Below are 25,774 nucleotides of genomic sequence, written 5' to 3'. Positions count from 1 at the left end.
CGCCTCGCTGGCAGGCACGCCGCCGAACTGGCCAATCCGCCCGAAGGGTAACCTTTCAAACCATGAGCGACCACAGACACGATTCCGATCTCGACTGGTTGTACCGCCGCGACCAAGAACCGGACCGGACTCGCCGGTACCCGTCGTCGCCTCAGCCGGAACCATCACCTTACCCTCCCCAACAGTCATCGCCCAGACAGGAGCCGCCGCCCTATCCCCCTCGTCAGCCGTCACCCAGGCAGGAGCCGCCACCTTACCCACGCGAGGCAGCTCAGGATTCCTGGCGGCAGATGCCGCAGCAACCGTCGCAGGGGTTCACCCAATCCCCGCCGCCCTCCCACCCACCGAAGGTGCGTGGGCCGAGGCGCCGGCATCCGATCAGGCGTCTGGTTCTCGTCCTGGTCCTCGCGTGGGTGGCGTTCATGGTCGGGACCCCCATCTACGCCTGGACCATCGGCAACGTAGTACAGACCAAACCCGGGGGCGACCGGCCCGCCGAGCAACCCGGCACCGCCGTGTTGCTGGTGGGCTCGGACGGACGCGAAAAACTCACGGAACAGCAGCGCGGCGAACTCGGCACCGGGGACACCGAGGGGCAGCGCACGGACAGCATGATGCTGCTGTACAAACCCCCTTCCGGGAAGTCTGCCATGATCTCGCTGCCCCGCGACTCCTGGGTCAATGTTCCCGGACACGGCAAGGCGAAATTGAACGCCGCCTACGCCTGGGGCGGGGCTCCGCTGCTGATCCAGACCATCGAGTCCAACACCGGGATCCGGATCGACGGCTATCTCGAGGTCGGTTTCCTGGGCGTGGTCGAGGCCGTGGATGCGGTCGGTGGCATCGAGGTCTGCCCGGAAAAGGCCATCAGCGACAAGGACGCCCACCTGGAGCTGCCTGCGGGCTGCCAGAACATCAACGGGAAGACGGCCCTCGGTTACGTCCGGATGCGCAAGTCCGACCAGACCGGCGACATCGGCCGCATGATGCGCCAGCGCGAGGTGATCGGGAAGGTCGCGAAGAAGGCCCTGAACCCGCTGACCCTGCTCAATCCCGTCTCCTACTGGAAACTGAACATGGCGGCGGCCCACACCCTGGGAAGGGGTTCCGAGACCGGCTTCGGTGAAGTGCTGGGAGGAGTTGGGGTGTTCCTCAGTTCCGCCACGGGATCCGGGTATTCCCTCAGCGTGCCCGTCTCCGACGCGAATGCCAGTCGCGACGGCCAGAGCGTGATGCTCTGGGACAAGAACGCCAGCCAGGAGGTCTTCAACGCCGTGATCGGGGGCAACACCGAGCCGCTCGCCAAGTACGCCCACTGATCCCGGCGGCCAGGGCCCGGCGGCGGCTCGTGGCGGGCCGGACTCTCCCAGCTTGAAGATTTTGGCTAATCTGGACAGAGTGCCGGTTTCCCGAGTTGGAGGGACAGAACAATGAGTCAGTACTATCAAGGACCTCCCCAGCAAGGAAATTACCCGCAGGGCCCCCAGCCGCCGGGAGTTCCCTTCCCCCAGGGTGGGCCCGTCGTCCCCGTAAAGCGCAAGTCCAAGAAGACGGCGATCATCGCTGGTTTTCTCGCCCTCGCCCTGCTGGTCGGGGGCGGCTTCCTCGCCTGGTCGCTGCTGCGGGGGGCAACGCCCGCCGCGGCCAAGGGCATCCCTTCCAACGCCCTGGCGGTGTTCGAGGTGAACCTGAACCCGTCCGCGGGCGACAAGTTGGCGGTCAAGGAACTCGCAGCGAAGTTCCCCTTCCTGAAGGACGAGGCCAACGACGCCGGGGATGACTACAAGAAGGCTCTGTGGTCCGTGTTGGCCAAGACCGACAAGAGCGCACCGGACTACGAGTCCGAGGTGAAACCGTGGCTCGGTGACTCGCTCGCCATCGCGGCACTGCCCGGGAAGGACTCCAGCAGGTCTGGGCTCAACTCATACGTCTTCTCCGTCCAAGTCACCAACAAGGACTCCGCCAAGGCCTTCACCGACAAGCACATCAAGGACCGTAAAATCGTCTTCGTCGACGATCTGATGGTGATCGCCAGTGATGAGGACAGCGACATCAGCGAGTCCTCCCTGAAGAACAACATCACCTCAGTCGAGTCCTACAAGGCGGACATGGGCAAGCTGGGAGACGGTTTCCTCGCCACCGCATGGGTCTCCTCGGACCTCGTCAAACAGGCCAGCGAATCCGGGAAGACCGGCTCCACCGATGTCCTCGAGTCCCGTTTCGCGGCGGGCCTCAAGGTGCAGGACGGGGCCATCGCCCTGCGAACCATCACCTGGCAGAAGGACGAGATCAAGGACCGCGGCGAGAACGTCAAGGACCTGGCCGGCAGCATGCCCGCCGACTGGCTCGGTTCCCTCACCTTCTCCCTGTCACCCAGCCTCGTGAACAAGATGTGGGAAAACATCGATTCCCTGCCGGCCTCGAGTCAGCGCCAGCTGAAGAACTTTGGGATCTCCTCGGCAGATGATCTGCACGCGCTCGTCGGCACCCAGTTCTCCGTCGCGTTCACGGGTGATTCGAACACGCTCCGGGCCGGCTTCAAGGTGCGCACCAAGGACCCGGAGAAGCACAAGAGCATCGTGGAGAAGATCACCAGGACCGGCAGCCTCAAGGATGCCAAGACCACCGTCGAAGGCGACACCGTCACCACAACCTTCGGCACCGACATCGGCACGTTCTCGAATCCCGGCGAGAAGCTCAGCGCGAACAGCGACTACGAGAAACTGACCAAGGGAATCGACAACCCGCAGGCCGCTGCGTGGGTCAACGTCCCACAGGTCCTCAAGGCCATGGACAAGAACAGCAGCAATGGGCTGCCGAAGCAGCTCAAGGAGAACCTCGAATCGATCAGCGGCATCGGAATGGTCGCGGGCCAGATCGATGACCACTACTTCGATTCCTGGGTTCGGGTCGGAACCAAGTGACCCCCACTGACACGAGGACGCCTCCGGTGAACTTCCGGGGGCGTCCTCGCGTTCTAAAGGACCTAGTTCCCCGAACTGGCCCTGCGCACCACCTCGCCCTTGGCGCGTGCGGTGTCACGCAGGTTCGTCTGGAACTGCACCATCTGCGCCCGCAGTTTCTCGTCACCGGCGGCGAGGATGCGGACGGCCAACAGGCCGGCGTTGCGGGCGTTGCCGACGGCGACCGTGGCTACGGGCACCCCGGCGGGCATCTGAACGATCGACAGGAGCGAATCTATGCCGTCGAAGTGTCTGAGCGCCACGGGCACCCCGATCACCGGCAGCGGTGTCAGGGCGGCCAGCATCCCGGGCAGATGTGCAGCGCCCCCAGCCCCGGCGATGATCACCTTGAAGCCCTGTTCGTGGGCGGAGCGCCCGAAGGCCACCATCTCCTCGGGCATTCGGTGGGCGCTCACCACGTCGGCCCGGTAGCTGACTCCGAACTCCTCAAGGGCCTCGGCGGCGGCCTGCATGGTCGGCCAGTCCGAATCGGAACCCATCAGGATAGCGACATCACTCATCGGTTTCTCCCATCAGGTAACGGGCGGCATGCCGGGCACGTCGCATTGCCGCTTCGAGGTCGGTGCCGCAGGCGGTGACGTGACCCACCTTGCGGCCGGGACGCACCTGCTTCCCGTACAGGTGAACGGCCAACTCCCGGTCCCTCGCGAACACGTGTCTGAGGGCTTCCGTGAGGTCCTTCTCGGCTCCCCCCAGCACGTTGGTCATCACGGCCACCGGGCTGGTCATCTCCGGGCTGCCGAGCGGAAGATCAAGGACTGCGCGGATGTGGTTGGCGAACTGGCTGGTCCGGGCCCCCTCGATGCTCCAGTGACCGGTGTTGTGGGGGCGCATGGCCAGTTCGTTGACGACGATGCGGCCGTCGCGGGCCTGCATGAGTTCAACGGCGAGTACACCGATGACCCCCAGTTCGCCCGCGATGCGCAGCGCCAGCTCCTGCAACGCCGCAGCGTCGGTTCCGGGAAGCCCCGGTGCCGGGGTTATCGTCTCCACGCACACCCCGTCGCGCTGGGTGGTCTCGGAGACGGGATAGACCACGGCCTGGCAGCTCGAACGAACTGCGATCACGGAGAGTTCACGTTCGAAATCGATGAACTCCTCGGCCACGATCACCACTTCATCGCCGGCCGAGACGTCGGGTTTGGTCTCGAAGGGGGCCGCGGCCTCCGATGGCCCGTGGAGTTTCCACACGCCCTTCCCGTCATAGCCTCCGCGGGAGGTCTTGGCGATGATCGGCCAGCCCTGCTCCTGCCCGAAGTCGATTAGTTCCCGGACCGTCCGGCAGATCGCGAAACGCGGGCACGGCACGCCCAACCCCGACAACCGTTCCCGCATCCGGGCCTTGTCCTGGGCGTGTTCAAGTGCCTCCGGTCCGGGTTTCACCACGATCCGGTCCTCCAGAGCGCGCAGATGCCCGGTGGGGACGTGTTCGTGATCGAAGGTGATGACGTCGCACTGCCGCGCGAAGGCGGTGAGCGTATCGAGGTCCGTGTAGTCGCCAACCGTGGTCAGCGGGATCACCTGCGCCGCGGAGGAGCCGGAGCTTTCGGCCAACAAACGGGTTTCGATGCCCAGTCCGATGGATGCCTGCTGCATCATCCGGGCCAGCTGCCCGCCCCCGATTATCCCGACCCGATAACGACGCTCCACGGGGCAGCAGCCTACTATTCGATTTCCCTCTCTTCGTCGAAGATTAGGTTGGCGATCACGGTGTGCACCTTCTCCACGCTGGGAACGTCATGCAAGGTCAACGGATCTTCCGCTGCCGTCAGCAGTATCAGGGTGCCGCAACCGAAAATCCGGTCCATCAGGGAGCTCTCGGTGTTGACGTTGTTGATGCTGCGCAGCGGGAAATCGTGGCCGGTCCTGTTCAGGATTCCCTTGCGGGTGATTATCCGGCGGTTCGTGATGGTGTAGGTGGAGGTCAGCCACAGCAACCAGGGCCTGATGACCAGCCACACGATCACGGCCGCGAAGATGATGACCAGAAACCAGATGCCCCAAGGTTTGACCTGTTCGGGGAGCAACACCAGGAAGATGGTCAGCAACGCACTGGCCAGGAGCAGGGTCAGGATCGCCCCTATGAGCGACTTGAGATGGGTACGCAGATGCAGAACCACCTGCTCGTCGGGAGCCAGCATGTCCTTCTTAAGTGCCATGACACAAGTCTTTCACGTTCACCGGGCAAGCCGGGCGTGGATGACGTCACCGACCGCGAAGGTCTCGATCCCGGATGCGGTCGCCACCCGGAGCCGCCCGTACTCGTCGACCCCGTTACCGATTCCCTCGACGACTCGTTGCGCGTCGACAACGATCCGCAGCGGGGTCCCGATGGATGCGCAGCGCCTCTGGTACTCGCCACGGACCTCTCCCGCGCCCTGCCAGTGCTCGTAGAGCGGCTGGAAATGTTCCAGGACCGATTCCAGGAGTTCTCTCGGGTCCTCGCGAAGTCCCGCGATCCTGAGGGAGGTGGCGGTCGGGACCGGAAGCTGATCCTCCCCGATCGAGACGTTTATGCCGATCCCGATCACGGCCCGGGCCCCGTCCTGGTGTTCGACGCGTTCGCTCAGGATCCCGCACACCTTGCGCCCGTCGATGAGCACGTCGTTGGGCCATTTGAGCTGAACCCGTCCCAGCTCGGTGGCCAGGCCGTCGACGGCCGCGTGCACGGCCATGCCCGCCAGCAGCGACAACCACCCCCACTGGGGCAGTTCCGGCCTCGGTTCCAGCAGCATGGAAAAGGCCAGTGAGGTTCCCGGGGGAGCCACCCAGGTGCGGTCCATGCGCCCACGGCCGGCCCGCTGTTCCAGGGTAGCCACGACGAGCCCCTCCGCCCCGCCCCGCCTGGCCTCCTCGGCCACATCGGAATTGGTGGATCCGGTGTGATCCAGCCAACGCACCTCACGCCACATGCTCACGGACATGACCGTCACCTTAGAGGCTCCGGGACAGGGGTGCCACGGGACCGCACCGGGGTGTGTGCCTGAACAACGACGCCATCCTATGCGTCGCCGGACCGCCATGCCGGGCGGGGACCCGGCAGAGGCCGTCACGGACCGTGGGGTTGTCGTGTGTCATTCCGGGTGGTTGGTTCCATCGGTCAAAACCGGCCGGGACACCCGATCGGGCAAATAATAAAGAGCCAATGAATCCAAAATCCTCTGCAACTGACCAATAGCCGCATCACGCTCCCCCTCCGTTCCCGCACCAACAACAAGCCTCGCAGCCTTGACAGCACGCCGCAGACCATCCCGGAACTCAGGCGCGGCATGACGAATCCCCACCCGTTCCGCATGCTGCCTCGCAAGAACAAAAGCCAGCTCAACCCGATCTGCCCGCTCCGACGAAGGATCATCATCAAACTCAACCAACGCTCTCTCAAACGCCGCCGTCCTCGGCACCACTGGATCAAACAAAGCAGGACACTCAACCCGATAAATTAAATCACCACGAAGCCTGCCATACTCACCTCGGATCCGTTCCACCTGAAGCCCCGGGGAAACAGCAGCCCCAGCAGGCAGAGCCCCTCGCCACAACTCCCCACGCTCGACAGCCAACGCATATTCATGAACATTCCCAGGAGTGACACCAAGTTTCTCCTGGCCAAGGATGCGGTATCTCTTGACGAGAGAATCTACGACGACGGGAACAACCACATATATCTCGAGCAGTGCGGCCAAGGGAAGGAACAGCACCCCCACCCCACTGATCCCCAGCGGACGATCCCCACCCAGAAGAAAAATGGTTGCCAGGACGAGCAAAACCCCTAAGCAGATACCCACGACGAAGGCAAGCGATCCGGACGGCTGCAGAGGAGGCAGGAACATTACCCGGGCCCGAGAACCCAGAGACCTTTCCGCCAATTCTCCTATCGTCGCCGAATAAGAAAGTCGGAAATCATTCTCAGGGAATTCTTTTTCAGCAAAGGGCAGTCGGGCCATGGGAGAGGTCACCCGCAGCTGCCGGCCATCTGCATCTCCGGCAACTTTCAGAATCCGACTCCGTGCATCGTCGTACACCAGCAGAACGCAGGGCTCATAGTCTCTCAGCCGGGCATCCGGTCCGGCCAGTTGCCAGTGGATGCCGCTCACGATTCCCTCCTGCCGGGAAGCAGCTGTCTGACCCTGCGCCCCTCCAAGGACAACCGCGCCTCTTCGGGACCGGGAAGATAGTAAAGGGCCAAATCCTCCAGGATGTCGATGGCAGCTTTCATGGCGGCTCTCCGTTCGGCGGATGTGGCGGCCGTATCCCGAGCGACCCGAATGCAGTGCAGCACTTTTTCCGCGCGTCCACGGGCCTCCGGCGGGAAATGCCTCATCCCAACACGCTCGGCGTGCTCCCTGGCAATCCGGAAGGCTGTTTCAATGGCGGCGGCCATCTCGATTTTTTCGTCTGCCTCCAGACGAGCCGACGTGGAATCCCACTCGAACAACACCAAGGCCAGTTTCTCACCGCAGGGGTCGCCGGCATCGAACAGGGCCGGAAACTCGACGCGATAGGCGATGTCACTCAGCAAGCGACCGTATTCCTCCTTCACTGCGTTCACCCGCTCGTCGGCGTCGGTTGAACGATCCGCCGGGAGTTCGAATTCCTTCAGGGAGTGGACCTTGCCATCCATTGTGTACACAAGTTTTCTGATTCCCTTGGTCAACAGCTTTCCCGGGGTCAGGAAAAGCAGGAGCAGGGAGGGCACCATGAGGATCCCCACCAGCAGGACCATTCGCCCCGTGAAACCCGCTCCCCAGCCCCCGTCAAGCCAGAGCCGCCAGAACACGATCCAAGCAATAACCGCAAGCGCCGCTCCCCCGAACCTGATAATACCAGAAATCTTTTTTCCCTGAAGTTCACCCGCCTGCCCCGGGGGTAATGAAAAGGCGCGGATCGGCACTCCCCTCCCCGCCTGCATCACAAAATCCTTGAGCACCCGGGTTTTCAGCACAAGAAATTCCGACGGCCCCGATTCATTTTCATGAAAGAATCGGACCGCTACCCTTCCATCATCCTTCCCGGGGCCCCGATCACGCTCCACCAAGCACATGGCATTGTCGAACTGCAGCAGGATGTTCTTCGGCAACAAATCGACTGGGGTTGACAGAGGAATCTCTTGAAGCCTGATGGCCATGACGACAGGGTATCGGCCCCCGGTCCAGCACCTCCTTTGGAATCACGGCGGGCGGTCACGGTCAGGCCTGCCGCGCCCGCTTCGCCCGGACGCTAAGGTTCCATGCATGGACATCGACATCCACACCACTGCCGGCAAGCTGGCGGATCTGGGGCGTCGCATCGACGAGGCCGTCCATGCCGGTTCCGCCAGTGCCGTTGAGAAGCAGCACGCCAAGGGCAAGATGACCGCCCGGGAAAGGGTGTTGGCTCTCCTGGACGAGGGCAGTTTCGCGGAACTGGACGAATTCGCCCGGCACCGTTCCAAAAACTTCGGGATGGATGCCCGCCGCCCCTACGGGGACGGTGTGATCACCGGAACCGGGGCCATCCATGGCCGCCCCGTCTGCGTCTTCAGCCAGGACGTGACGATCTTCGGCGGGGCGCTGGGCGAGGTCTACGGCGAGAAGATCGTCAAGATCATCGATTTCGCGCTGAAGACCGGATGCCCGCTGATCGGGATAAACGAGGGCGGCGGTGCGCGCATCCAGGAGGGGGTGGTGTCCTTGGCCCTGTACGGGGAGATCTTCCGCCGCAACACCCGGGCCTCCGGGGTGATCCCGCAGATTTCGTTGATCATGGGGGCGGCGGCTGGGGGTCACGTCTACTCCCCCGCCCTGACGGATTTCGTGGTGATGGTGGACAAGACCTCGCAGATGTTCATCACCGGCCCCGAGGTGATCAGGACCGTCACGGGCGAGGACGTCTCCATGGAGGAGTTGGGCGGTGGCCGCACCCACTCCAGCAAATCGGGGAACTCGCACTACCTGGCTGCGGACGAGAACGACGCCCTGGAATACGTTCGTGACCTGATCAGCTACCTGCCACAGAACAACCTGGAGGATCCCCCCGTCTACGACGACGCCGAGGTGGATCTGACCATCACCGACCACGACCGGCAGCTCGACCAGCTCATACCGGATTCCGCGAACCAGCCCTACGACATGCGCGAGATCATCCACAACGTGCTCGACGACGAGGAGTTCCTCGAGGTCATGGAACTGTTCGCAGGCAATGTCATAACGGGTTTCGGACGGATCGAGGGCCGCCCCATCGGCATCGTCGCCAGCCAACCGACCGTGTTCGCCGGTTGCCTCGACATCGACGCATCCGAGAAGGCCGCGCGTTTCGTCCGCACCTGCGACGCCTTCAACATCCCGGTGCTGACCTTCGTCGACGTCCCCGGTTTCCTTCCCGGCGTCGATCAGGAGCACCAGGGCATCATCCGGCGCGGGGCGAAGCTGATCTTCGCCTACGCCGAGGCGACCGTGCCCACCATCACGGTCATCACCCGCAAGGCATACGGTGGCGCGTACATCGTGATGGGTTCGAAACATCTCGGGGCGGATGTGAACTTCGCCTGGCCGACGGCACAGATCGCGGTGATGGGCGCGCAGGGCGCGGTCAACATCCTCCACCGCAGAACCCTGGCCGAAGCCGAGGACCCGGACCGGTGCCGCCAGGAACTGATCGCCGAGTATGACCAGGAGCTCGCGAACCCGTACGTCGCGGCGGAGCGGGGCTACATAGACCAGGTGATCTACCCGCACGAAACCCGGGCCCAGATCATCCGGGTGCTGCGGCTGCTGCGCACGAAACGCGAACAGTTGCCGCCCAAGAAGCACGGGAACATCCCGCTGTGACCGGGCGCTACAACATCCGGGCGAGCGGGGCGACGGAGGAGGAGATCGCCGCGCTGGTGGTGGTTCTCCGGGCCCGCGACATGGCCGATGACAAGCTCAAGGCGGCCGATGACCGCCCGCTCGCGGGCGGCTGGAAATCCTATTACCGGACCGTGCGCCAGCAGCTCGTCTACGGACGTGACGCCTGGCGCACCTACATCAGGTTCTGACGATGCGTTTCATACTCGCCTCCAAATCCCCCTCCCGCCTGGAGTTGCTGCGCCGGGCAGGCCTGGATCCCGAGGTCCACGCCAGCGACGTGGACGAATCCCTGATCACCGATCCCCAGCCGGTCCGGCTCGCGCTGCGGCGAGCGGCCGCGAAAGGAGAGTTCGTGGCCGAGCGGGTGGCGGGCGAGGCGATCTTCGTGGCCTGTGACTCCGTGCTGGAGTTCGAGGGCCGCGCCCACGGCAAACCCCGCACCGTCGAGGCCACGACCGCTCAGTGGCAGCGGATGCGGGGCCGCCAGGGCGTGCTGCACACGGGCCATTTCGTGCTGGTCCGCAGCGACGACGAGGCCCGGCAGGCGCTGCGCACCGCGAGCACGGTGGTGAAATTCGCCGACGTCACCGACGAGGAGATCGCCGCCTATGTCGCACGGGGCGAACCCCGCTGGGTGGCTGGCGCCTTCACCATAGACGGGCTGGGTGGCGCCTTCATCACGGGTGTCGAGGGCGATCCGCACAACGTGGTCGGACTCTCCCTTCCTCTGCTGCGGCAGATCCTGCTCGACCTGGGAGTCACCTGGCCGAGCCTGTGGCGAGGTGGCGCCGAGCCCTGATCTCAGGCCTGGCCGGGTTGCTCCATCCGCACCTGTGTCACCCGGTTCCAGTCATCGAAGGAGCAGTGCGCGTGCGCTCCGTCCGGGTAGGTCAGGACGATGCCACCGTCGTTGGTCCGTACCGGTTTGAGTCCTCGTTGGGCCCCGTAGTTGCCGATCGTCTGCCGATGATTCCCGGAATACTGGAGGCAGACCGACATCAGTCGCGGCAGCGCCTCCGGGACGGGTGCCGGCAGTTTGAGGTCGAGGACCGCCAGGTAGGCCACCCCGTTGCTGTACGGAGCTGCATAGATGGCGGGTGCACCCGACAGCCGCGCGGCAAGGAAGGCCACGGCCGATCCCGGCCTCATGCCGTAGTCCGTCACGCCCTCCAGGGAGAAGGATTCCACGGAGAACTCCGGGATGCCGGCCTCGCGTCCCTTTGCGCACCCCGGCAGGATCGCCGACACCGCGGGATGCGATGCACCGTAACCCGGGTTCGCCCAGGACCACATCCACGTGTTGGATATCTCGGACGAGGTGCCGACCATGGCAACCTCGTAGACCCGTTCCCCCAGCCACAGTCTGCGCTGGTCCAGGTCGGCTCTCCACTCGGCGGCACCGGCCTCGTCGAACAGGGCCTGCTGCCCCTCCACGGCGAGCAGGGCGAAATCGGTCAGGGCGTCAGCGAGGGTCACAGCCATGCCTCAATGCTTACACACTTTCGCTCCGGTTCTCGAGGAAAGTCGCGCCCTCCCCCGACGAGGGTAGTTTCGATTTCAATTTACGCGATGTGTTATCGCCGGTTGACCAGTCTCGACAGGGACTTGAAGGACGGCTTGGCCGAGCAGCAGAATTGGGGCATGTCGCTGCCTGCCCGCTCTCCCCTGACAGACGTCGGGGCGAAGGCTGCCAGGATTCTGGACCAGGCGCAGGCGATGGCCGATCAGTTGAGGGCCGAGACCCGCGCGGAGGTGCTGGAGATCCTGCGGCGCCACGAGGCGGAACGAACCGCCGCCGAGGACCTCGCGGCGGCCAACGCGCAGGCCCGGCAGGAACTGGCCGAGACCCGCAACCAGGCCCGGCAGCGCATGGTCAAGGCCGACGAGGAGGCGCGCTCCACCATGCGTGAGGCCTCCTCCCGGGCGGCCCGCCTAGTTGCCGGGGCGGAACAGACCTGCGACCAGTTGCGCACCAACGCCGCCCTGGAGGTGGAGCAGATAATCCAACGCGGCCGCGACGAGGCGGAGCAGATCCTGGCGAAGGCCCGGGAGGCCGCGGAAGAGACAGCGGAACGGCAACACGCCGAGCAGGAGAAGTTGGAAGCCACCTGGGCCGAGCGGGAACAGGCGTGCGAGAAGAGCATCGCCGAACGCAGGACGGAGGCTGAGGCCGAGACCAGGCAGTACCTGACATCGGCCCGTATGGAAGCCAGGGAGATCGTCAGGAAGGCCCGCGAGGAGGCGGAGCGGATCAGGGAGTCGACCACCAAGTGGCGCGAGGAGTACGTCGCCGCGGCGGAGGCCACGGTGGCCACCGCGGAGAAGCAGCGCGAGGAGCTGCTCGCCTCGGCCCAGAAGGAATCCCAGCAACTGCTCAAGGAGGCCTCCTCGCAGCTGAGCTGGACCAAACAAACCGTGGCCGATCTGCGCATCAGCGTCGAGGCCGAGGTGGAAGCGAAACGGGCCGAGGCGGCGGAGGAACTGGAGGTCTGGAAACAGACCCAGAAGGACGACCTCGACGCCTTCATAGTTTCCCGCCGCCACGAACTGGCGGTGGCGGAGGCCGCCACCATCGCAGCCGTCCGGGAGGCGAACGAGCGGGTCGGGAGCCTGCTCTCGGCCGCCCAGGAGGAGGCCGAGCGAACTCGTCGCACCGCCGAGCAGGAGGCCGAGAACCGCCGTCGCACCGCCGCGGAGGAGTCACGGGAACTGGTCGAGCGGGCCAACCGGATCCTCTCCGTGGCCAAGGACGAGGCCCAGACGCTGCGCGAGCAGACGATGACCGAACTGGAGCAGCTCCACTCGGAGCACTACACGAAACTGCGAACCGATCGCGAAGCCGCCAAACGCGAGGTCGAGAAGGCCCGCGCGGAAGCGGAGCACGCCCGCGCAGACGCACGTCGCCGACTGAGGGATGCACGCGAAGAGGTCAAGGCGCTCTCCAGGCAACGCGACGAGATCACATCCCAGCTGAGTAAACTGTCCGGGGTCATTGAGGCTTTGGCCGCACCCGGCGAGAATGAATTAGGAGACCGATGACCGACGAAACATTCGCAACGGTACGCCGGGGCTACGATCCAGCCCAAGTCGATTCCGTTTTGCGCCGGATGCGACAGACACACGCCGCCGCCCTGCAGGAAGCGGCCACCCAGACGGTTGAGATCAACAAGCTCAACCAGGCGCTCGAGGCCTCGCAGGGCCGCGTCACCGGGCTGCAGCAGCAGGTGAGCGAACTCCAGGAGCAGGTGACCCAGGCCCAATCACACGCCTCGAACGGCCACGGCACCGACTTCACATCCCTCGGGGAACGGATCGCCCAGATGTTGACCCTCGCCCAGGAGGAGGCCGACGACATCCGGCTGCGCGCCCAGGAGGACGCCGAGGCCATGGAGATCCAGGTGGCCCACGAGGTGGAGCACGCCCGCGCGGCCGCGGACGGTTACGCCACCGAGACCCGCAGCAAGGCCGAGGCCGACGCCGCCCGGATTATCGACCAGGCCAACCGCGAGGCCGACGAGCTGCTGGATCACGCCGACCGCGAGGCCTCCGCGCGCCGCCGCGAGGCCGAGGCCGTCTTCGAGCAGCAGCGCGCCGCCGCCGGGGCCGCAGCGGCCGAGTTCGAGGCCACGCTGGCGGAACGCAGGGAGCGCGCAACCGCCGAGTTCGCCACCCAGATGGCCAACCACGAGCGTGCCCTCGCGGTTGCCAACGACAAGCTGACGGAGGCCCAGACCGAGGCGGCCCGCGTCCTCGAGGAGGCCCACGCATCCGCGGAGGAGGAACGGGAGCGTGCCGCTTCCGAGGCCAAGTCGCGCCTGGAGAACGCTCGGATCGCCGCGGAGCGCGTCAAGCGCGAGTCCGAGCGCGAGTTGAGCGCCCTGGCTGCCCGTCGCGATTCCATCACCGAGCAGCTCGCGAACGTCCGTCAGATGCTTTCCACCCTGGGTGGCAGCGCCCTGACGATGAACTTGGCGCCCGGAAGCCCGACCAGCCCCGGCGACGTCGCCGCCGAGGATGCGGCCACGAAGAAGAGCACCTCGGCCAAGACGACTGCCAAGGCCAGGTGATCCGACCCGCTCACTGCTCGCGATCGGTACGCAGGGAAAGCGCCGAGAGCCCTTCGGTGACGGTGAAGGCCCCCTGCCACTGACCGCGCCGGAACAACAACGAGTCCTGCCCGTCAGCCGTGATCTCGAATCCGGCGGCGGGCAGGTTTCTTCTCAGCCAAGCCGCAAGCTCCGCCCCACCGGGGGACGTGATGACCAAGGTGACGTTGGCTTCCAGGTCGACTCGGTCACGGATCACCAGCCCGGAGGGAAGCCAGAAATCGGCCGGGCCGTTGCGGAACCCGAGCCGGGTCAGGGTGACGCCGTCGGCCGGGGCGCTGGCGGTCCAGGTGACCTCCGGGGTGGCCGGTTGCGGCGGCGGGGTGGTGCAGCCCGCGAGTGCCAGGAGCACCAGCAACCCGGCAGCTGTTCGCCTCATCGGCGCTCCAACCCGAGCACGACGTCGCGGGGATCCTCCAAACAGATGCGCACCTGTTCCTCCAGCCGCTCCTGCCGCGGGACCGGGAGTCGGTTCGCCGGGAACCAGCCGAAGTCGCTGATCTCGCCGTCACCGATCCCGGGCCGGCCACCCACCAGCCGGCCCCGGAACCCGTGATCCAGGAAACGACAGCGGTCGCCGTTGGGGAAGGTGACCTCGTCCATGACATCCAGCCACAGCATCCGCTCCACCTCCACCTCGATGCAGGCCTCCTCCCGGGCCTCCCGCACCACGGTGTCGGCGGGGTTCTCCCCCGGCTCAACGATCCCGGAGATCGCGGCCCAGTTGCCGTCGTCGGCGCGGCGGCCAAGCAGCACTTCCGTCCCGGCCTCCCCTTCCCGCAGCACCACGAGATTGGCCCCGCTCAGCCACAGCGTCTCGTTCCCGATGTGACGGCGCAACTCGAGAATGAACTCAGGTGTCGGCATGGTCCAACTTTAAAGGCTCCGTGGAGGGACGGGGCAGCACCAAGGCTGGTTGAGGTCGGCCATCTGGTGCCAGTAGGCCAACCTCAACCAGCCTGCGGAGCCTTTCTCCCGGATGCCCCTATCCGCTGTTTTCCTGCCGAGCACCGGATCCGCTGGCGGCCGGCGGGGCGTAGGGACCACGTTCGGCGATCTCCACCCAGCGCTGCTCACTGATCCGGGACGCGAGAACCAGGGCGACCACGACGTAGAACGCCCCCGTGAGGGTCCAGTTGATCGGGCCATCGCTGGTTCCCACGATCCGAGCGATCGATGTCGCGAGGTGAAAGCCTCCATGGATGCCTATCCCCGCCCAGACGCTGCGCATGATGAGACAGAGGCACGTGGCTGCCAAAGCGAATCCGAACGGGATGGCGAGGTAGATGACCCGCTCCAGGACGTTCTGCTGACCGCCTCGGGAGATTATGTGTGGGATGGTGAAAACGATCACCGAGACCCAGACGGCACGTGTGGGACGATCGGAGAAGCTCTGCAGGAGGTAGCCGCGCATGATGGCTTCCTCCCCAATGCCCTGGAACACGTAGGATCGTGCGAGAACCACGAGAACGGATACGACGATGAACCACCACGGCACTTGGAGGTCCATCGGCGGCGAAGGAACAACCAGGCCGAGAACATGGGAAACGGCGGTGACGCAGCAGATGACGACCGTCGAGATCCCGGTGCCGACCAGCAGCGCTTTCGCCGCACGGCGGTTGAAGACCAGCCCTGCGGCGCGCACGGGCCGGTGATCCATGTAACGTGTGAGCATGAGGGCGAACAGAAGGTAGGCGATGCAGGAAACCGTCCACATCACCACCAGCGTCCCGGTTTTGAGTATGGGGTCATCTGATACGACCCAGGCTTGGAACGAGCCAATGCCGCCGAACAGCAGCGAGGAAAACGCGGCCGCCTCGAAGGCGACGAGAGCCAGGAGAATGCGTGCCCAACCGGGTGCACGCGGAGGAGTTCGCAGGAACCGGGCCTGTGGGGATGCTTCGATACGTTGAGCTGTCATGTTTCGACGCTAGGACGCGATCATGGTTGTTTCGCGTGACCGGAGACCGGATTTCTGCCCCGTACCCATGACCGCGGTCACGGGACGTCGGATCATGGTCCGGTCTACAGTGAAGGAATGAAAACCAAACGGCGCGGCAGCAGGCAGGCGGAGGGTTCCTTACCCACCGGCGCCAATCTCTTGCCAGTGCTACAGGTTCTCTCGCTCATGTGCCTGGCCATTTCCGGGCTGCACATCCTGCGCGGTGGTAACCAGCTTAGCAACGCCGCAGCGTGCTACATCCTGGGCGTGACCTGCTTGGTGGGTGTCTTCTGGGTGGCGCGAAGCCACGCAGTGACCGGTCGAGGGCGCGCCACCTGTTCCGTGGTCGTGCTGCTTCTTCTGATCGGGCCGGAGTTGCTGGGCAATTTCTCCTTCACAGTGCCGATACTCATCGTGGCAACCGCTCTGCTGGTGATCGACGTCGGCATGTACACGAGCCTGGCCGGGAGCGGTCTGACATCCATCGTTCTCCTGGCCCTGGGGTTGACCTTGGGACAGGGGCCGGTGGAGTCCTTGTCCATCGCCGTCTCCTCCATGGTCCTCATGTCCGTGGGGACGACGCTGGGTCTGGTCCTGTCCAGGTATGACGCCGCCCTGGCACAGATCCGCCGGAAAACTGCGCTGGAGAAGGAGTTCATGTTGGCACAGGAACGCGCGCGGGCCGCACATGAGTTGCACGACGGCCTGGGGCACCGGTTGACCCAGATCGGCATGAGCCTGGAGTTTGCGGGCCGCGTACGTGAAACGGATCCCGACGCGGCGTGGGACGAGGTGGCGGTAGCAGAGCGGACAAGCCGCGATGCGATGAACGAGATGCGCACCTGGGTCAGGGCCTTGAGTCCGGCGCGCAGCGAAAACGACCGCTGCGGTGTGGACCTGGAAGCCATCGCGGCGTCGTTCCGCGGAACGGATGTGGACGTGAGGGTTCGTGAGGAGTTGAGACCGCACGTACTCACCGATGCGGCCGAACTGCTCGTGTACCGCACGGTACAGGAGGGGTTGACCAACGCTCTCAGGCATTCCCGGGCACGCGTTGTGGAAATCCTTGCGACCAGAACCGGTGACGAGGTCCTGGTGTCGGTGACCAATGAAATCCCCGCCGCACAGGACCGGAAGATTCCGAAGGCACCGGTTGGGGACCCGGACGGCGCATCCGCGGGATTCGGCATCAACGGGTTGTCCGAGCGCGCCGTCGACCTAGGGGGCACGGTCACAGCCGGCCGGAACGGCAACTCGTTCCGATTGACCTTGACGCTTCCCCTCCGGGAGGCCGCCTCGACTGGCCAGGACGTGTCATGAGCGCTGCTCTCCGGGTTCTCGTTGTCGATGACCAGCAGCTCCTCCGCCGGGGATTGATCATGCTCTTCGGAACGGTCGATGGCATCGATGTCGTGGCTCAGGCGGCCCACGGGGACGAGGCCCTGGCGGTGCTGCGCGCCAAGAGGATCGACGTGGTTCTGACGGACGCGAAAATGCCGGTCATGGACGGCATTGAGCTCGTACGGCGGTGTGCACGGTCACATCCAGGGCTACCAGTCCTGGTCCTGACCACCTTCGATGAACCCGACATCGTCCGAGGGGCGATTGCCGCTGGGGCTGCAGGATTCCTTCTGAAGGACACCTCCATCGAGTCCCTGGCCGAGGCGGTCCGAGCCGTGGCTGATGGCGGGCTGGTGATCGACCCCCGCGTGGCACGTCTCGCTTTCACCACCGACGGTTCACGGACGGCAGGGGACGAGTCCCCGGTGCTTGCAGTCCTGACCCCAACCGAACGCAAAGTGGCCTCCCTGGTGGCCGAGGGCCTGACCAACCAAGCGATAGCCGCACGCATGGTCCTGGCGGAAGGCACTGTGAAGAACCATGTCTCCACCCTGTTGCACAAGTTGCAGGCTCCCGATCGCACCGCACTCGCGTTGACGTTGTACAAGGCTTTCCAGTCCTGAAATCGCTCCCGGCAGGATGATTCTGGCTCCTCCGCAACCGGCCTTGTTCCCTCCACCCTCTGAGCCACGAAGGTCTCAAGTTACGGCTAGACTCCGCCGAAGAGGTTCTACCGGAGGAGGCAGGAAGGTGAACAACGGGGTCATCTCGAAAGTTCTGATCGCCAACCGCGGGGAGATCGCCGTCAGGGTGATCCGGGCCGCGCGCGACGCGGGCATCGCCTCGGTCGCCGTGTACGCCGACTCCGATGCGGACTCCCTGTTCGTGACGCTCGCGGACGAGGCCTTCGCCCTGGGCGGAGCGACCCCCGCGGACACCTACCTGAACGTGGAGAAACTTCTCGACGTGGCGCGCCGCTCCGGAGCCGACGCCGTGCACCCGGGCTACGGTTTCCTGGCCGAGAACGCCGGTTTCGCCCGCGCCGTCATGGACGCGGGCCTGAAATGGATCGGCCCACCCCCCGAGGCCATCGAGAGCCTGGGCGACAAGGTCAAGGCCCGTCACATCGCGCAGAAGGTGGGTGCTCCGCAAGTGCCGGGCACCCCCGATCCCGTCGCCGACGCCGCGGAGGTGGTGCGTTTCGCGGAGCAGCACGGCCTGCCCGTGGCCATCAAGGCCGCCTTCGGGGGTGGCGGTCGCGGCCTCAAGGTGGCCCGCACCCTCGAGGAGATCCCCGAGCTGTTCGATTCCGCAACCCGGGAGGCCATCACCGCCTTCGGGCGCGGCGAGTGTTTCGTGGAACGCTACCTGGACAAACCCCGGCACGTGGAAACCCAGTGCCTGGCCGATGAACACGGCAACGTGGTGGTGGTCTCCACCCGCGACTGCTCACTGCAGCGCCGCCACCAGAAGCTCGTCGAGGAGGCGCCGGCCCCGTTCCTCAGCCCGGAACAGGAGGAGCTGCTGCGCAGTTCGTCGAAGGCCATCCTGAAGGAGGCCGGGTACGTCGGGGCGGGGACCTGCGAGTTCCTCGTCGGCCTCGACGGGACCATTTCCTTCCTGGAGGTCAACACCCGGCTCCAGGTGGAGCACCCGGTTTCCGAGGAGGTCACGGGGCTGGATCTGGTGCGGGAGATGTTCCGCATCGCCGAGGGCGAGGAGCTGGGCTACGACGACCCCGAGATCCACGGCCACTCCATCGAGTTCCGCATCAACGCCGAGGACGCCGGGCGTGGTTTCATGCCCGCCCCCGGCACCCTGGTCAAGTGGCACGCTCCCACCGGTCCCGGAATTCGTGTCGACGAGGGCTATCACGCGGGCATGACCGTACCGGGAGCCTTCGACTCGCTCGTGGCGAAACTCATCGTCACCGGCGCGAACCGACCCCAGGTCCTTGCTCGGGCGCGCCGTGCCCTGGGTGAGCTGCAGGTCGAGGGGATGCCGACGGTCGTCCCGTTCCACCAGGTTCTGTTGGAGGAACCCGATTTCGTGGCCGCCGACGGCAGCTTCGGGGTTCACACCCGCTGGATCGAAACCGAGTTCACCAACGAGATCCCCGCCTACACGGGGGTGCTGGGTGACCCCGAGGACCTGGGCGAACCGGAGGTGATCGCTGTGGAGGTCAACGGGCGTCGCATGGAGGTGAAGCTGCCCGCCGGTTTCGGGGCCCGCCCCGAGGCCCGTGGCAAGACCCCGAAACGCCCCACCCGCCGCGACCGGGGTGGCGCCAGGGTCTCCGCCCCGAGCGGCAACGGCCTGATCTGCCCCATGCAGGGCACCGTCGTGAAACTCTCCGTCCAGGAGGGCGAGGTCGTCGAGGAGGGCCAGGTGGTGGCGGTCATCGAGGCCATGAAGATGGAACAACCGCTGCACGCCCACCGGCCCGGCCAGGTGGTGAGGATAGCCATCGCCCCGGGGCAGCCCGTCAATGCGGGCGACGTGATCTGCGAGATCATCGACCCGGAGTAGCTCTGATCGCTACTGCGCCGATGGCAGGAACTGGTCCATGTCGAGGGCGGGCAGGGCTGCGCTGGGTACGCTGACGACCTTCGCGGGGATTCCCGCGACCGTGGTGTGTGGGGGGACATCCTTCAGCACCACGGAACCCGCGCCTATTTTTGCGCCCTCCCCGATTCGGATGTTGCCGAGCACCTTGGCTCCTGCTCCGATCATGACGCCGCGCCCGATCTTGGGGTGGCGATCGCCGCCCTCCTTGCCGGAGCCGCCGAGGGTGACCTCGTGGAGCATGGAGAAGTCGTCCTCCACTACCGCGGTCTCACCGATCACCACGCTGGTGGCGTGGTCGAACATGATGCCCTTGCCGATCCGTGCGGCCGGGTGGATGTCGACGGCGAACACCTCCGAGATCCGCGATTGCAGGTACAGGGCCAGTGCATGACGATCGCGTTCCCAGTAGGAATGCGCCACCCGGTAGGCCTGGATGGAGTGGAAGCCCTTGAAGTAGAGCAGTGGGTTGGCGTATCCGGCGGCGGCTGGGTCGCGTTGGACCACGGCCTGCAGGTCGGCGCGGATGGCGTTCTGGATGCACTTCTCGTCGCGCAGCACGTCGAGGATGATGTCGCGGAGGCTGAGGGCCGGGAGGGTGGCGTTGTCGAGTTTCGCGGCGAGTATGTAGGCCAGCGCGGTTTCCAGGTCGGGCTGGCTGAGCACCACGTGCGACAGGAACCCGGCCAGCAGGGGCTCGTTGGCGGCGGCTTCGGCGCACTCGGCGCGGATGGATTCCCAGATCAGGTGGTCGGCGACGATACGTGCAGGATCCATTGCTTCTCCAAGTGGTTTGATGACTGCCGAAACGGAAACACAAAGGCTACCTGCTCGCATTCCCACCGCACCGGTTCAACCTTCCGTTTCCGCCTCACGGGTAGGCTCGTTGCATGACCGCAGAGTTGCGTAACGCCCAGCGCGATGAGTTCTGTCGCGTGTTGTCCATGGTCGCTCCGGATGCCCCGACGCTGTGCTCGGGTTGGACCGCGTTCGATCTCGCCGCGCACATCTGGATCCTGAACCACGAGCCCCTCGCCTGGGCGGGAATGCTGCTGCCGCCGTTCTCGTGGCTCACGGACCGGGAGATCCGGCGGACGAAGGAACGGTTCTCCTACGCCGGGCTGGTCGAGGAGATCCGCACCGGCCCGGCGTCCTTCGCGTGCATGCCGACCGATCCCCGGGAGGATCACCGGCACTCCCTCGGCGAGTACTTCATCCACACCGAGGACGTGCGCCGCCCGAACCGGCTGCCCAAACAGGAGATCTCCCCCGACCTGGCCGAGGCCCTGTGGCGGCGTCTCAGGACGGCCTCCTGGCAGCTGCACCCGTTCGCATCCTGGGAGTTCCGCACCCCGCAGGGTGGCCACGGGAGGATCGGGCGCGGCCCCGTCACCAAACAGATCACGGGCGAACCAAGTGAACTGCTGATGTGGGTGTACGGGCGCACCGAGGCCGCCCGGGTGGAGATCGTGAAGTTCTGAGGTTCACAGGAAACGCACTGGCTTCTCAGGGGAAACCCATCGTTGCGGCCCCAAGGATTCTTCCCAAGGGACGAAACCGAAAGACGGGACAGCAATGGGATTCAGGAAGATCACGGCCAGGTTCGCGGGGCTCGCCGCAGCAGTCCTGCTGGCGGCCGGGACCCTCGTCGGATGCGTGAACGCGAGCGATGTGAAGGCGGAGGAACCCGCCTCGGTGAGCAGCGCAGCGCCGGCCACGAAAGCCTCGACCACCTCCGCGGGAACCACGACCGGCTCCAGCGCCGGGGCCACCTCGGCGGCGAGTACCGCAGCCGGCACGAACACCGAGCTGACCTCCGGTCAGGTGAGCGTGACCATCGACGGCAAGTCCACGACCCTGTCCGGTGCCTACGTCGTCGACGGCATCGACGCGGTGATCGACGGCGGAACCTACTCCTCCGCCACCGCCGACCAAGCCGTCTTCCTGGTGGTCAACGGCGGCAGTCTGACCATCAGGAACGCCGGGATCACCAAATCCGGGGACACCTCCAACGAGGAGCAGTCGAACTTCTACGGATTCAATTCCGCGGTGCTGGTGGCCGGTGAGGGATCCAGCGTGACGGTGGAGAACACGACCATCACCACCCAGTCATCCGGTTCGAACGGTGTCGTGGCCACCGGCGGCGCCACCGCCACGGTGCGGCAGACCACCATCGAGACCCACGCGAACTCCTCGCGTGGCCTGCACGCCACCTACCAGGGAGCCATCACCGGCGAGAACGTGGCCATCCACACGCGCGGAGCGCACTCCGCCACCCTGGCCACCGACCGCGGCAACGGCACCGTCACGGTCACCGGGACCAACGACCTGAACACCGAGGGCGATGGTTCTCCCCTGCTGTACTCCACCGGTCAGATCTCGGCCAGCGGGGTCACGGGGGAGGCGAAGGACTCCGAGGTGGTCGTGGTGGAAGGCAAGAACTCCGCCACCCTGACCGATTCCACGGTCACCTCCAACGGCAAGAAGGCCGTGATGCTCTACCAGTCCTTCAGCGGTGACGCGCACGACAAGGACGCCACCGCCACCCGGTCCACGTTCACGATGACCAACACGAAACTCACCGCAAACGGCACGGACGCGGTGCTCTACGCCACCAACACCACCACCTCCGCGACCCTCACGAACGTGGAGATCACCTCCAGCACCTCGGTCGGCGTCAAAGCTGACGAGGACCGCTGGGGCAAGTCCGGAAGCAACGGAGCCACGCTGCACCTGGTCCTGGACGGCACCACCATCACCGGCGGTGCGACGGCGGGAAGCAGCTCGGCGATCACCATCGCTTCCACCAACGGTGGCAAGGTGGAGGGGGAGGTGAGCGGTTCGGTCACAAATTCCTGACATGGCTACAACGGGCGGCCGGGAATCCCCTCCCCCGGCCGCCCGTCCATGCCGCCATCCGCGATCGGCGCAGGGCGGTTAGCCACATGGTTTCGACACGCCCGGCTCGCTGACGCTCGCTGGTCGGCTCAACCAACTTCGGAGAGTCACAGACCGCCTCGCTGATGCTCGCGGATCAGCTCGACCAATTCCGGAAAGGACAGGTCGGCTCGCTGACGCTCGCGAATCGACTCAGCCAGCTCCGGAAAGGGAAACCCCACCGGCTCGCGGGGCTCGGCTCAATCAGCGCCGAAAGGGAAACCCTCCCGGGTTGTCGTCATTCGCCGGGGGCGCGCACCCCGATGGTGAGCAGCAGGTTGGCGTAGAGCCGCTGGTCGGCCGAGACGATGACGACGGTGACGTCCTCGGCCTTCGCGGCGTCGTAGAAGTCCCAGCGGGGAATCTCGTCGAAGGCCACGCCGGGCAGGGCGGCCCGGTACTCGTCGTGGGCGGGGATCACCTCCGGGGCCTCGATGCCCACCGCGTCCGCGGCGGGCACCATCAACCCGGCCCTTTCGATGGGGACGGTGCGTTTCAGCACCTCGAGGATCCGGGTGACGTCGAGCAGCCCGGGCGCGAGGTTCAGGAAGATGCGTTCCGCCGCCGCGGGTGCGCCGCTTGCGACCGGGTAGTTGCCGTCGGTGATCAGGATCTTGCCGCTGTGCCCGCTGCGTCCCAGCGCCGCCAGCAGCCCGGGGTGGGTCATGGGTCCGTACAGCATGTCAGTGTCCTTTCGTGGATTCTCGGATGATCAGTTCGGGGGCGAGGATCGTGTGTCTCGCCGGCCCCCCGGCGATCAGCTCGGCCAGGTGCCCCACCGCGCAGGCCCCCACATCCTGGTGCGGTTGTCGGATGGTGGTCAGGGGTGGCAGGAAGCTGTCCGCCCCGTCGACGTCGTCGACGCCGACCACCGCCACGTCCCCGGGCACGGCCCGGTCGTGTTCCGCCAGCCAGCGCAGCGCTCCGAGCGCCAGGTGATCGTTGCTGGCGAACAGTCCGTCAATATCGCTGGGGAAGTGTTCCCCGAGCGCGTAGCCGCTGCGGGCCTCCCATGAATCGGACGAGACCTTGACCGGTTCGATCCCGGCTTCCCGGCAGGCCGCGTTGAAACCGTCGCGGCGTTCGTGGGCGTCGAACCAGTCGGAGGGACCACAGATGTGCAGCAGCCGCCGGCGTCCCAGCTCCAGCAGGTGGTTCGTCGCTTTCCGGGCCGCTGCGTCCTGGTCGATGGCAACGCTGGCGACGTCGTCCGGGAGATCGAACCGTTGCCCGACGAACACCGCCGGTATCCGGCCGTGCAACACCGAGACGAGATCCGCGGACTGGGCGTGACCGCCCAGCACCACGATCCCGTCCACTCCGAGCGGCACCAGCTGGTCCAGGGTGGGGTTCTGGTCCTTGGGACTGCCCGCCACCGAGGTCTGGTAGCCGAGTCGCCCGAGCTCCGAGACGATCGACAGGAAGGTGCGCGCGTGCCCGCCGAACAGCGGAGTGGCGTTGACGACGTGGATGACACCGGTGCGGCGGTTCGACAGCGACCGGGCCGCCAGGTTGGGGCGGTAACCGAGCTCCTCGACGGCGGCCAGCACCCGTTCCCGGGTTTCCGGCGCCACGACGCTGGCGCCGCGCACCACCCGGGAAACGGTCTGGCTGGAGACCCCGGCGAGTTTCGCGACATCGGAGAGCCGGGCCCGGCGGGAACTGAACCTCATGGCCGGTGGATCCTGGTCTCGGCGGTGGCGGCAATGACCTCGTTCCTGCGGGCCGGGTCGAGTGCCCCGGTGATCTCGAACTGCCCCAGCAACGACCCGAGGGTGGAGGCCTCCGCGGGCCCCGCAAGCACGGGAACACCGAGGGAGCGCGCGGTCAGGTCGCACAGCAGGGTGTTGCGGGATCCGCCTCCGACGAGGTTCAGCTGTGTCGGGGCCTGACCGGTGAGCGCTGCGAGGTCCCTCACCCCTCGGGCGTAGCGTTCGGCGAAGGACTCGCACAGCGCCCTGACGAGCTGCCCCTGGTTGATTCCCGCCGAGGCCCCCCCGGCCCGGAGGGCCTCGGTGACGCGTTCCACCATGGAGCCGGGTTGCGCGTACCGGGGATCGTCGGGGTCGATCACCACGCCCAGGGAATCGGCCCGGTGGGCTGCCTCGACCAGGGCAGCGATGTCGTGGACCTGCCCGGCCGCCTTCCAGTCGCGCTGGCATTCCTGGAGGATCCATAGCCCGGTGATGTTGAACAGGGGACGCACCCCGCCGTCGGCGCGGGCCTCGTTGGTCAGCCCAAGGGCGCGCGCCTGTTCGCCTAGCAGCGGTTCGTCCCGCAGCACCCCCAGCACCGACCACGACCCGGCCGACAGGAAACACGTGGCGCCCTCGTCGCGTTGCAGGGCGGCGACCGCGCAGGCGGAGTCGTGGGCGCCGGCCCGCGCCACGGTCAGCTGCTCCAGGCCGGGGATGGTGCAGGGGCCCGCGATGCCGTACTCGGGGGTCAGCTCCCCCACCCAGGAACGCGGGATCCCGAGGGCGTCGAAGACCTCACCGGCCCAGTCGTTCACGCCCGGGGCGCACAGACCGGAGGTGGATGCGATGGAACGCGACCAGCCGCGGGCGCCCGTCAGCAGGTGGGTGAACCAGTCGGGCAGGAACAGGATCTGCTCGGTGCGCGCCGCCGATTCGGGTTCTTCGCTGAGGTAGGCGAACAGCTGGTTCGCGGAGTTGATGGTGGCCGGTGCCGTCCCGGTCAGTTCCCATGCCTTCTCGTCGGGCAGTCTCTCCCGGAAGGCGGCGAGGGTGCGGCTGGTGCGTTCGTCGCGGTAGCAGCGTCCCGGGGTGAGGGGTTCACCGTCCGCGCCGAGAGCAACCCAGTCGACACCCCAAGTGTCGATGCTCACGCTGGCCGCGTCGGGGAACCGTTCGACGGCCAATTGCAGCCCCTTGATCATCTCCTGCCGGATCAGGTCGAGGTCCCAACACAGATAGCTGTCGCGCATCGCGGCGGTGTGCGGGAAACGGTGCACCTCGGTCTCGGTGATGCGGTCGTCGTCCAGTACCCCCGCGATCACCCGCCCGGAGGAGGAACCAAGGTCTACGGCTAGGGCTGTGACGGTCACGGGACTCT

26 protein-coding genes are annotated in these 25,774 nt (G+C 66.0%); 12 read left to right on the top strand and 14 right to left on the bottom strand.

Annotation, left to right across the window (positions count from 1 at the left end):
* The first annotated feature begins 290 nt into the window (after positions 1 to 290).
* Both EL272_RS04435 and EL272_RS04430 read left to right on the top strand, forming a co-directional pair.
* Complete coding sequence (locus EL272_RS04435) at positions 291 to 1,319, top strand: LCP family protein (protein WP_061787763.1); 1,029 nt, start codon at positions 291 to 293, stop codon at positions 1,317 to 1,319.
* A gap of 111 nt (positions 1,320 to 1,430) precedes the next feature.
* The gene (locus EL272_RS04430) at positions 1,431 to 2,924 is read left to right on the top strand and encodes a DUF3352 domain-containing protein (RefSeq protein WP_061787764.1); all 1,494 of its coding nucleotides are present in this window, start codon (positions 1,431 to 1,433) and stop codon (positions 2,922 to 2,924) included.
* A gap of 62 nt (positions 2,925 to 2,986) precedes the next feature.
* Here EL272_RS04430 and purE read toward each other — a convergent pair whose 3' ends face one another.
* The 6 genes from purE to EL272_RS04400 form a co-directional block, all read right to left on the bottom strand.
* Positions 2,987 to 3,484: a 5-(carboxyamino)imidazole ribonucleotide mutase gene (purE, locus tag EL272_RS04425; RefSeq protein WP_061787765.1), complete on the bottom strand. Its 498-nt coding sequence runs from the start codon at positions 3,482 to 3,484 to the stop codon at positions 2,987 to 2,989.
* Positions 3,477 to 4,634, bottom strand: coding sequence for a 5-(carboxyamino)imidazole ribonucleotide synthase (locus EL272_RS04420; RefSeq protein WP_073970057.1), 1,158 nt, complete (start codon positions 4,632 to 4,634; stop codon positions 3,477 to 3,479). The genes purE and EL272_RS04420 overlap by 8 nt, the downstream gene beginning before the upstream one ends.
* 14 nt (positions 4,635 to 4,648) lie before the next feature.
* Positions 4,649 to 5,143: a PH domain-containing protein gene (locus EL272_RS04415; RefSeq protein ID WP_073970058.1), complete on the bottom strand. Its 495-nt coding sequence runs from the start codon at positions 5,141 to 5,143 to the stop codon at positions 4,649 to 4,651.
* Between the two features lie 18 nt (positions 5,144 to 5,161).
* Positions 5,162 to 5,908 (bottom strand): biotin--[acetyl-CoA-carboxylase] ligase, encoded by a 747-nt coding sequence (locus tag EL272_RS04410; protein ID WP_061787768.1) that lies wholly within the window; start codon positions 5,906 to 5,908, stop codon positions 5,162 to 5,164.
* A gap of 150 nt (positions 5,909 to 6,058) precedes the next feature.
* Complete coding sequence (locus tag EL272_RS04405) at positions 6,059 to 7,075, bottom strand: hypothetical protein (RefSeq protein WP_014846020.1); 1,017 nt, start codon at positions 7,073 to 7,075, stop codon at positions 6,059 to 6,061.
* Positions 7,072 to 8,106 (bottom strand): hypothetical protein, encoded by a 1,035-nt coding sequence (locus EL272_RS04400; protein WP_014846019.1) that lies wholly within the window; start codon positions 8,104 to 8,106, stop codon positions 7,072 to 7,074. Before EL272_RS04400 ends, EL272_RS04405 begins: the two co-directional genes overlap by 4 nt.
* 106 nt (positions 8,107 to 8,212) lie before the next feature.
* Here EL272_RS04400 and EL272_RS04395 point away from each other — a divergent pair, with 106 nt between their 5' ends.
* The 3 genes from EL272_RS04395 to EL272_RS04385 are packed head-to-tail and all read left to right on the top strand — an operon-like array spanning position 8,213 to position 10,607.
* Positions 8,213 to 9,787, top strand: a complete 1,575-nt coding sequence (locus EL272_RS04395) for an acyl-CoA carboxylase subunit beta (RefSeq protein ID WP_061787769.1) — start codon at positions 8,213 to 8,215, stop codon at positions 9,785 to 9,787.
* On the top strand, positions 9,784 to 9,996 hold the full coding sequence (locus EL272_RS04390) for an acyl-CoA carboxylase subunit epsilon (protein WP_014846017.1): 213 nt from the start codon (positions 9,784 to 9,786) through the stop codon (positions 9,994 to 9,996). The genes EL272_RS04395 and EL272_RS04390 overlap by 4 nt, the downstream gene beginning before the upstream one ends.
* Positions 9,997 to 9,998: 2 nt before the next feature.
* A complete protein-coding gene (locus EL272_RS04385; protein ID WP_082793854.1) occupies positions 9,999 to 10,607 on the top strand; it encodes a Maf family protein in 609 nt (202 codons plus the stop codon).
* A gap of 2 nt (positions 10,608 to 10,609) precedes the next feature.
* On the opposite strand, the gene EL272_RS04380 is transcribed toward EL272_RS04385, so the two are convergent.
* Positions 10,610 to 11,290: a DUF6882 domain-containing protein gene (locus EL272_RS04380; protein WP_061787771.1), complete on the bottom strand. Its 681-nt coding sequence runs from the start codon at positions 11,288 to 11,290 to the stop codon at positions 10,610 to 10,612.
* Positions 11,291 to 11,377: 87 nt separating this feature from the next.
* On the opposite strand from EL272_RS04380, the gene EL272_RS04375 reads away from it, so the two are divergent.
* Complete coding sequence (locus EL272_RS04375) at positions 11,378 to 12,847, top strand: coiled-coil domain-containing protein (RefSeq protein WP_126409351.1); 1,470 nt, start codon at positions 11,378 to 11,380, stop codon at positions 12,845 to 12,847.
* Positions 12,844 to 13,875, top strand: a complete 1,032-nt coding sequence (locus EL272_RS04370; RefSeq protein ID WP_014846013.1) for a coiled-coil domain-containing protein — start codon at positions 12,844 to 12,846, stop codon at positions 13,873 to 13,875. Before EL272_RS04375 ends, EL272_RS04370 begins: the two co-directional genes overlap by 4 nt.
* Before the next feature lie 10 nt (positions 13,876 to 13,885).
* Here EL272_RS04370 and EL272_RS04365 read toward each other — a convergent pair whose 3' ends face one another.
* The 3 genes from EL272_RS04365 to EL272_RS04355 form a co-directional block, all read right to left on the bottom strand.
* Positions 13,886 to 14,293 (bottom strand): hypothetical protein, encoded by a 408-nt coding sequence (locus EL272_RS04365; RefSeq protein WP_014846012.1) that lies wholly within the window; start codon positions 14,291 to 14,293, stop codon positions 13,886 to 13,888.
* Positions 14,290 to 14,781, bottom strand: a complete 492-nt coding sequence (locus tag EL272_RS04360) for an NUDIX hydrolase (protein ID WP_061787773.1) — start codon at positions 14,779 to 14,781, stop codon at positions 14,290 to 14,292. Before EL272_RS04360 ends, EL272_RS04365 begins: the two co-directional genes overlap by 4 nt.
* A gap of 118 nt (positions 14,782 to 14,899) precedes the next feature.
* A complete protein-coding gene (locus tag EL272_RS04355) occupies positions 14,900 to 15,835 on the bottom strand; it encodes a CPBP family intramembrane glutamic endopeptidase (protein ID WP_061787774.1) in 936 nt (311 codons plus the stop codon).
* Between the two features lie 117 nt (positions 15,836 to 15,952).
* Here EL272_RS04355 and EL272_RS04350 point away from each other — a divergent pair, with 117 nt between their 5' ends.
* The 3 genes from EL272_RS04350 (at position 15,953) to EL272_RS04340 (ending at position 19,726) form a co-directional block, all read left to right on the top strand.
* A complete protein-coding gene (locus EL272_RS04350) occupies positions 15,953 to 17,176 on the top strand; it encodes a sensor histidine kinase (RefSeq protein WP_244926114.1) in 1,224 nt (407 codons plus the stop codon).
* Positions 17,173 to 17,820 carry a response regulator transcription factor gene (locus tag EL272_RS04345; RefSeq protein WP_014846008.1) on the top strand — a complete coding sequence of 216 codons (648 nt, stop codon included), beginning with the start codon at positions 17,173 to 17,175 and terminating at the stop codon, positions 17,818 to 17,820. The genes EL272_RS04350 and EL272_RS04345 overlap by 4 nt, the downstream gene beginning before the upstream one ends.
* A 127-nt stretch (positions 17,821 to 17,947) precedes the next feature.
* Positions 17,948 to 19,726 (top strand): ATP-binding protein, encoded by a 1,779-nt coding sequence (locus EL272_RS04340; protein WP_014846007.1) that lies wholly within the window; start codon positions 17,948 to 17,950, stop codon positions 19,724 to 19,726.
* A gap of 9 nt (positions 19,727 to 19,735) precedes the next feature.
* Here the strand turns inward: EL272_RS04340 and cysE are convergent, their stop codons facing one another.
* A complete protein-coding gene (cysE, locus tag EL272_RS04335; protein WP_014846006.1) occupies positions 19,736 to 20,539 on the bottom strand; it encodes a serine O-acetyltransferase in 804 nt (267 codons plus the stop codon).
* Positions 20,540 to 20,652: 113 nt separating this feature from the next.
* On the opposite strand from cysE, the gene EL272_RS04330 reads away from it, so the two are divergent.
* Positions 20,653 to 21,243, top strand: coding sequence for a maleylpyruvate isomerase family mycothiol-dependent enzyme (locus EL272_RS04330; RefSeq protein WP_082793855.1), 591 nt, complete (start codon positions 20,653 to 20,655; stop codon positions 21,241 to 21,243).
* A 94-nt stretch (positions 21,244 to 21,337) separates the two neighbouring features.
* Positions 21,338 to 22,621, top strand: coding sequence for a right-handed parallel beta-helix repeat-containing protein (locus EL272_RS04325; protein WP_244926113.1), 1,284 nt, complete (start codon positions 21,338 to 21,340; stop codon positions 22,619 to 22,621).
* A gap of 316 nt (positions 22,622 to 22,937) precedes the next feature.
* Here EL272_RS04325 and EL272_RS04320 read toward each other — a convergent pair whose 3' ends face one another.
* From EL272_RS04320 to EL272_RS04310, 3 genes are read right to left on the bottom strand one after another with little or no spacing between them, the layout of a single operon-like run.
* Positions 22,938 to 23,381, bottom strand: coding sequence for an RbsD/FucU domain-containing protein (locus tag EL272_RS04320; RefSeq protein ID WP_014846002.1), 444 nt, complete (start codon positions 23,379 to 23,381; stop codon positions 22,938 to 22,940).
* A gap of 1 nt (position 23,382) precedes the next feature.
* Positions 23,383 to 24,372 carry a LacI family DNA-binding transcriptional regulator gene (locus tag EL272_RS04315; protein WP_061787777.1) on the bottom strand — a complete coding sequence of 330 codons (990 nt, stop codon included), beginning with the start codon at positions 24,370 to 24,372 and terminating at the stop codon, positions 23,383 to 23,385.
* A complete protein-coding gene (locus EL272_RS04310) occupies positions 24,369 to 25,766 on the bottom strand; it encodes a rhamnulokinase (RefSeq protein WP_061787778.1) in 1,398 nt (465 codons plus the stop codon). The genes EL272_RS04315 and EL272_RS04310 overlap by 4 nt, the downstream gene beginning before the upstream one ends.
* Positions 25,767 to 25,774 lie beyond the last annotated feature (8 nt).

The sequence above is a fragment of the Arachnia propionica genome, assembly GCF_900637725.1.
Taxonomy (GTDB): domain Bacteria; phylum Actinomycetota; class Actinomycetes; order Propionibacteriales; family Propionibacteriaceae; genus Arachnia; species Arachnia propionica.
The sequence above is the reverse complement of the archived record's forward strand: the minus strand, read 5'-3'. Positions and strand labels throughout refer to the sequence as shown.

Bases quoted from the DNA above. Each gene is read 5' to 3' on its own strand.
- EL272_RS04435 (WP_061787763.1), top strand. From the start codon at position 291: ATGCCGCAGCAACCGTCGCAGGGGTTCACCCAATCCCCGCCGCCCTCC.
- EL272_RS04430 (WP_061787764.1), top strand. From the start codon at position 1,431: ATGAGTCAGTACTATCAAGGACCTCCCCAGCAAGGAAATTACCCGCAG.
- purE (WP_061787765.1), bottom strand. From the start codon at position 3,484: ATGAGTGATGTCGCTATCCTGATGGGTTCCGATTCGGACTGGCCGACC.
- EL272_RS04415 (WP_073970058.1), bottom strand. From the start codon at position 5,143: ATGGCACTTAAGAAGGACATGCTGGCTCCCGACGAGCAGGTGGTTCTG.
- EL272_RS04410 (WP_061787768.1), bottom strand. From the start codon at position 5,908: ATGTCCGTGAGCATGTGGCGTGAGGTGCGTTGGCTGGATCACACCGGA.
- EL272_RS04400 (WP_014846019.1), bottom strand. From the start codon at position 8,106: ATGGCCATCAGGCTTCAAGAGATTCCTCTGTCAACCCCAGTCGATTTG.
- EL272_RS04395 (WP_061787769.1), top strand. From the start codon at position 8,213: ATGGACATCGACATCCACACCACTGCCGGCAAGCTGGCGGATCTGGGG.
- EL272_RS04385 (WP_082793854.1), top strand. From the start codon at position 9,999: ATGCGTTTCATACTCGCCTCCAAATCCCCCTCCCGCCTGGAGTTGCTG.
- EL272_RS04380 (WP_061787771.1), bottom strand. From the start codon at position 11,290: ATGGCTGTGACCCTCGCTGACGCCCTGACCGATTTCGCCCTGCTCGCC.
- EL272_RS04375 (WP_126409351.1), top strand. From the start codon at position 11,378: ATGTGTTATCGCCGGTTGACCAGTCTCGACAGGGACTTGAAGGACGGC.
- EL272_RS04370 (WP_014846013.1), top strand. From the start codon at position 12,844: ATGACCGACGAAACATTCGCAACGGTACGCCGGGGCTACGATCCAGCC.
- EL272_RS04365 (WP_014846012.1), bottom strand. From the start codon at position 14,293: ATGAGGCGAACAGCTGCCGGGTTGCTGGTGCTCCTGGCACTCGCGGGC.
- EL272_RS04360 (WP_061787773.1), bottom strand. From the start codon at position 14,781: ATGCCGACACCTGAGTTCATTCTCGAGTTGCGCCGTCACATCGGGAAC.
- EL272_RS04355 (WP_061787774.1), bottom strand. From the start codon at position 15,835: ATGACAGCTCAACGTATCGAAGCATCCCCACAGGCCCGGTTCCTGCGA.
- EL272_RS04350 (WP_244926114.1), top strand. From the start codon at position 15,953: ATGAAAACCAAACGGCGCGGCAGCAGGCAGGCGGAGGGTTCCTTACCC.
- EL272_RS04345 (WP_014846008.1), top strand. From the start codon at position 17,173: ATGAGCGCTGCTCTCCGGGTTCTCGTTGTCGATGACCAGCAGCTCCTC.
- cysE (WP_014846006.1), bottom strand. From the start codon at position 20,539: ATGGATCCTGCACGTATCGTCGCCGACCACCTGATCTGGGAATCCATC.
- EL272_RS04330 (WP_082793855.1), top strand. From the start codon at position 20,653: ATGACCGCAGAGTTGCGTAACGCCCAGCGCGATGAGTTCTGTCGCGTG.
- EL272_RS04325 (WP_244926113.1), top strand. From the start codon at position 21,338: ATGGGATTCAGGAAGATCACGGCCAGGTTCGCGGGGCTCGCCGCAGCA.
- EL272_RS04320 (WP_014846002.1), bottom strand. From the start codon at position 23,381: ATGCTGTACGGACCCATGACCCACCCCGGGCTGCTGGCGGCGCTGGGA.
- EL272_RS04315 (WP_061787777.1), bottom strand. From the start codon at position 24,372: ATGAGGTTCAGTTCCCGCCGGGCCCGGCTCTCCGATGTCGCGAAACTC.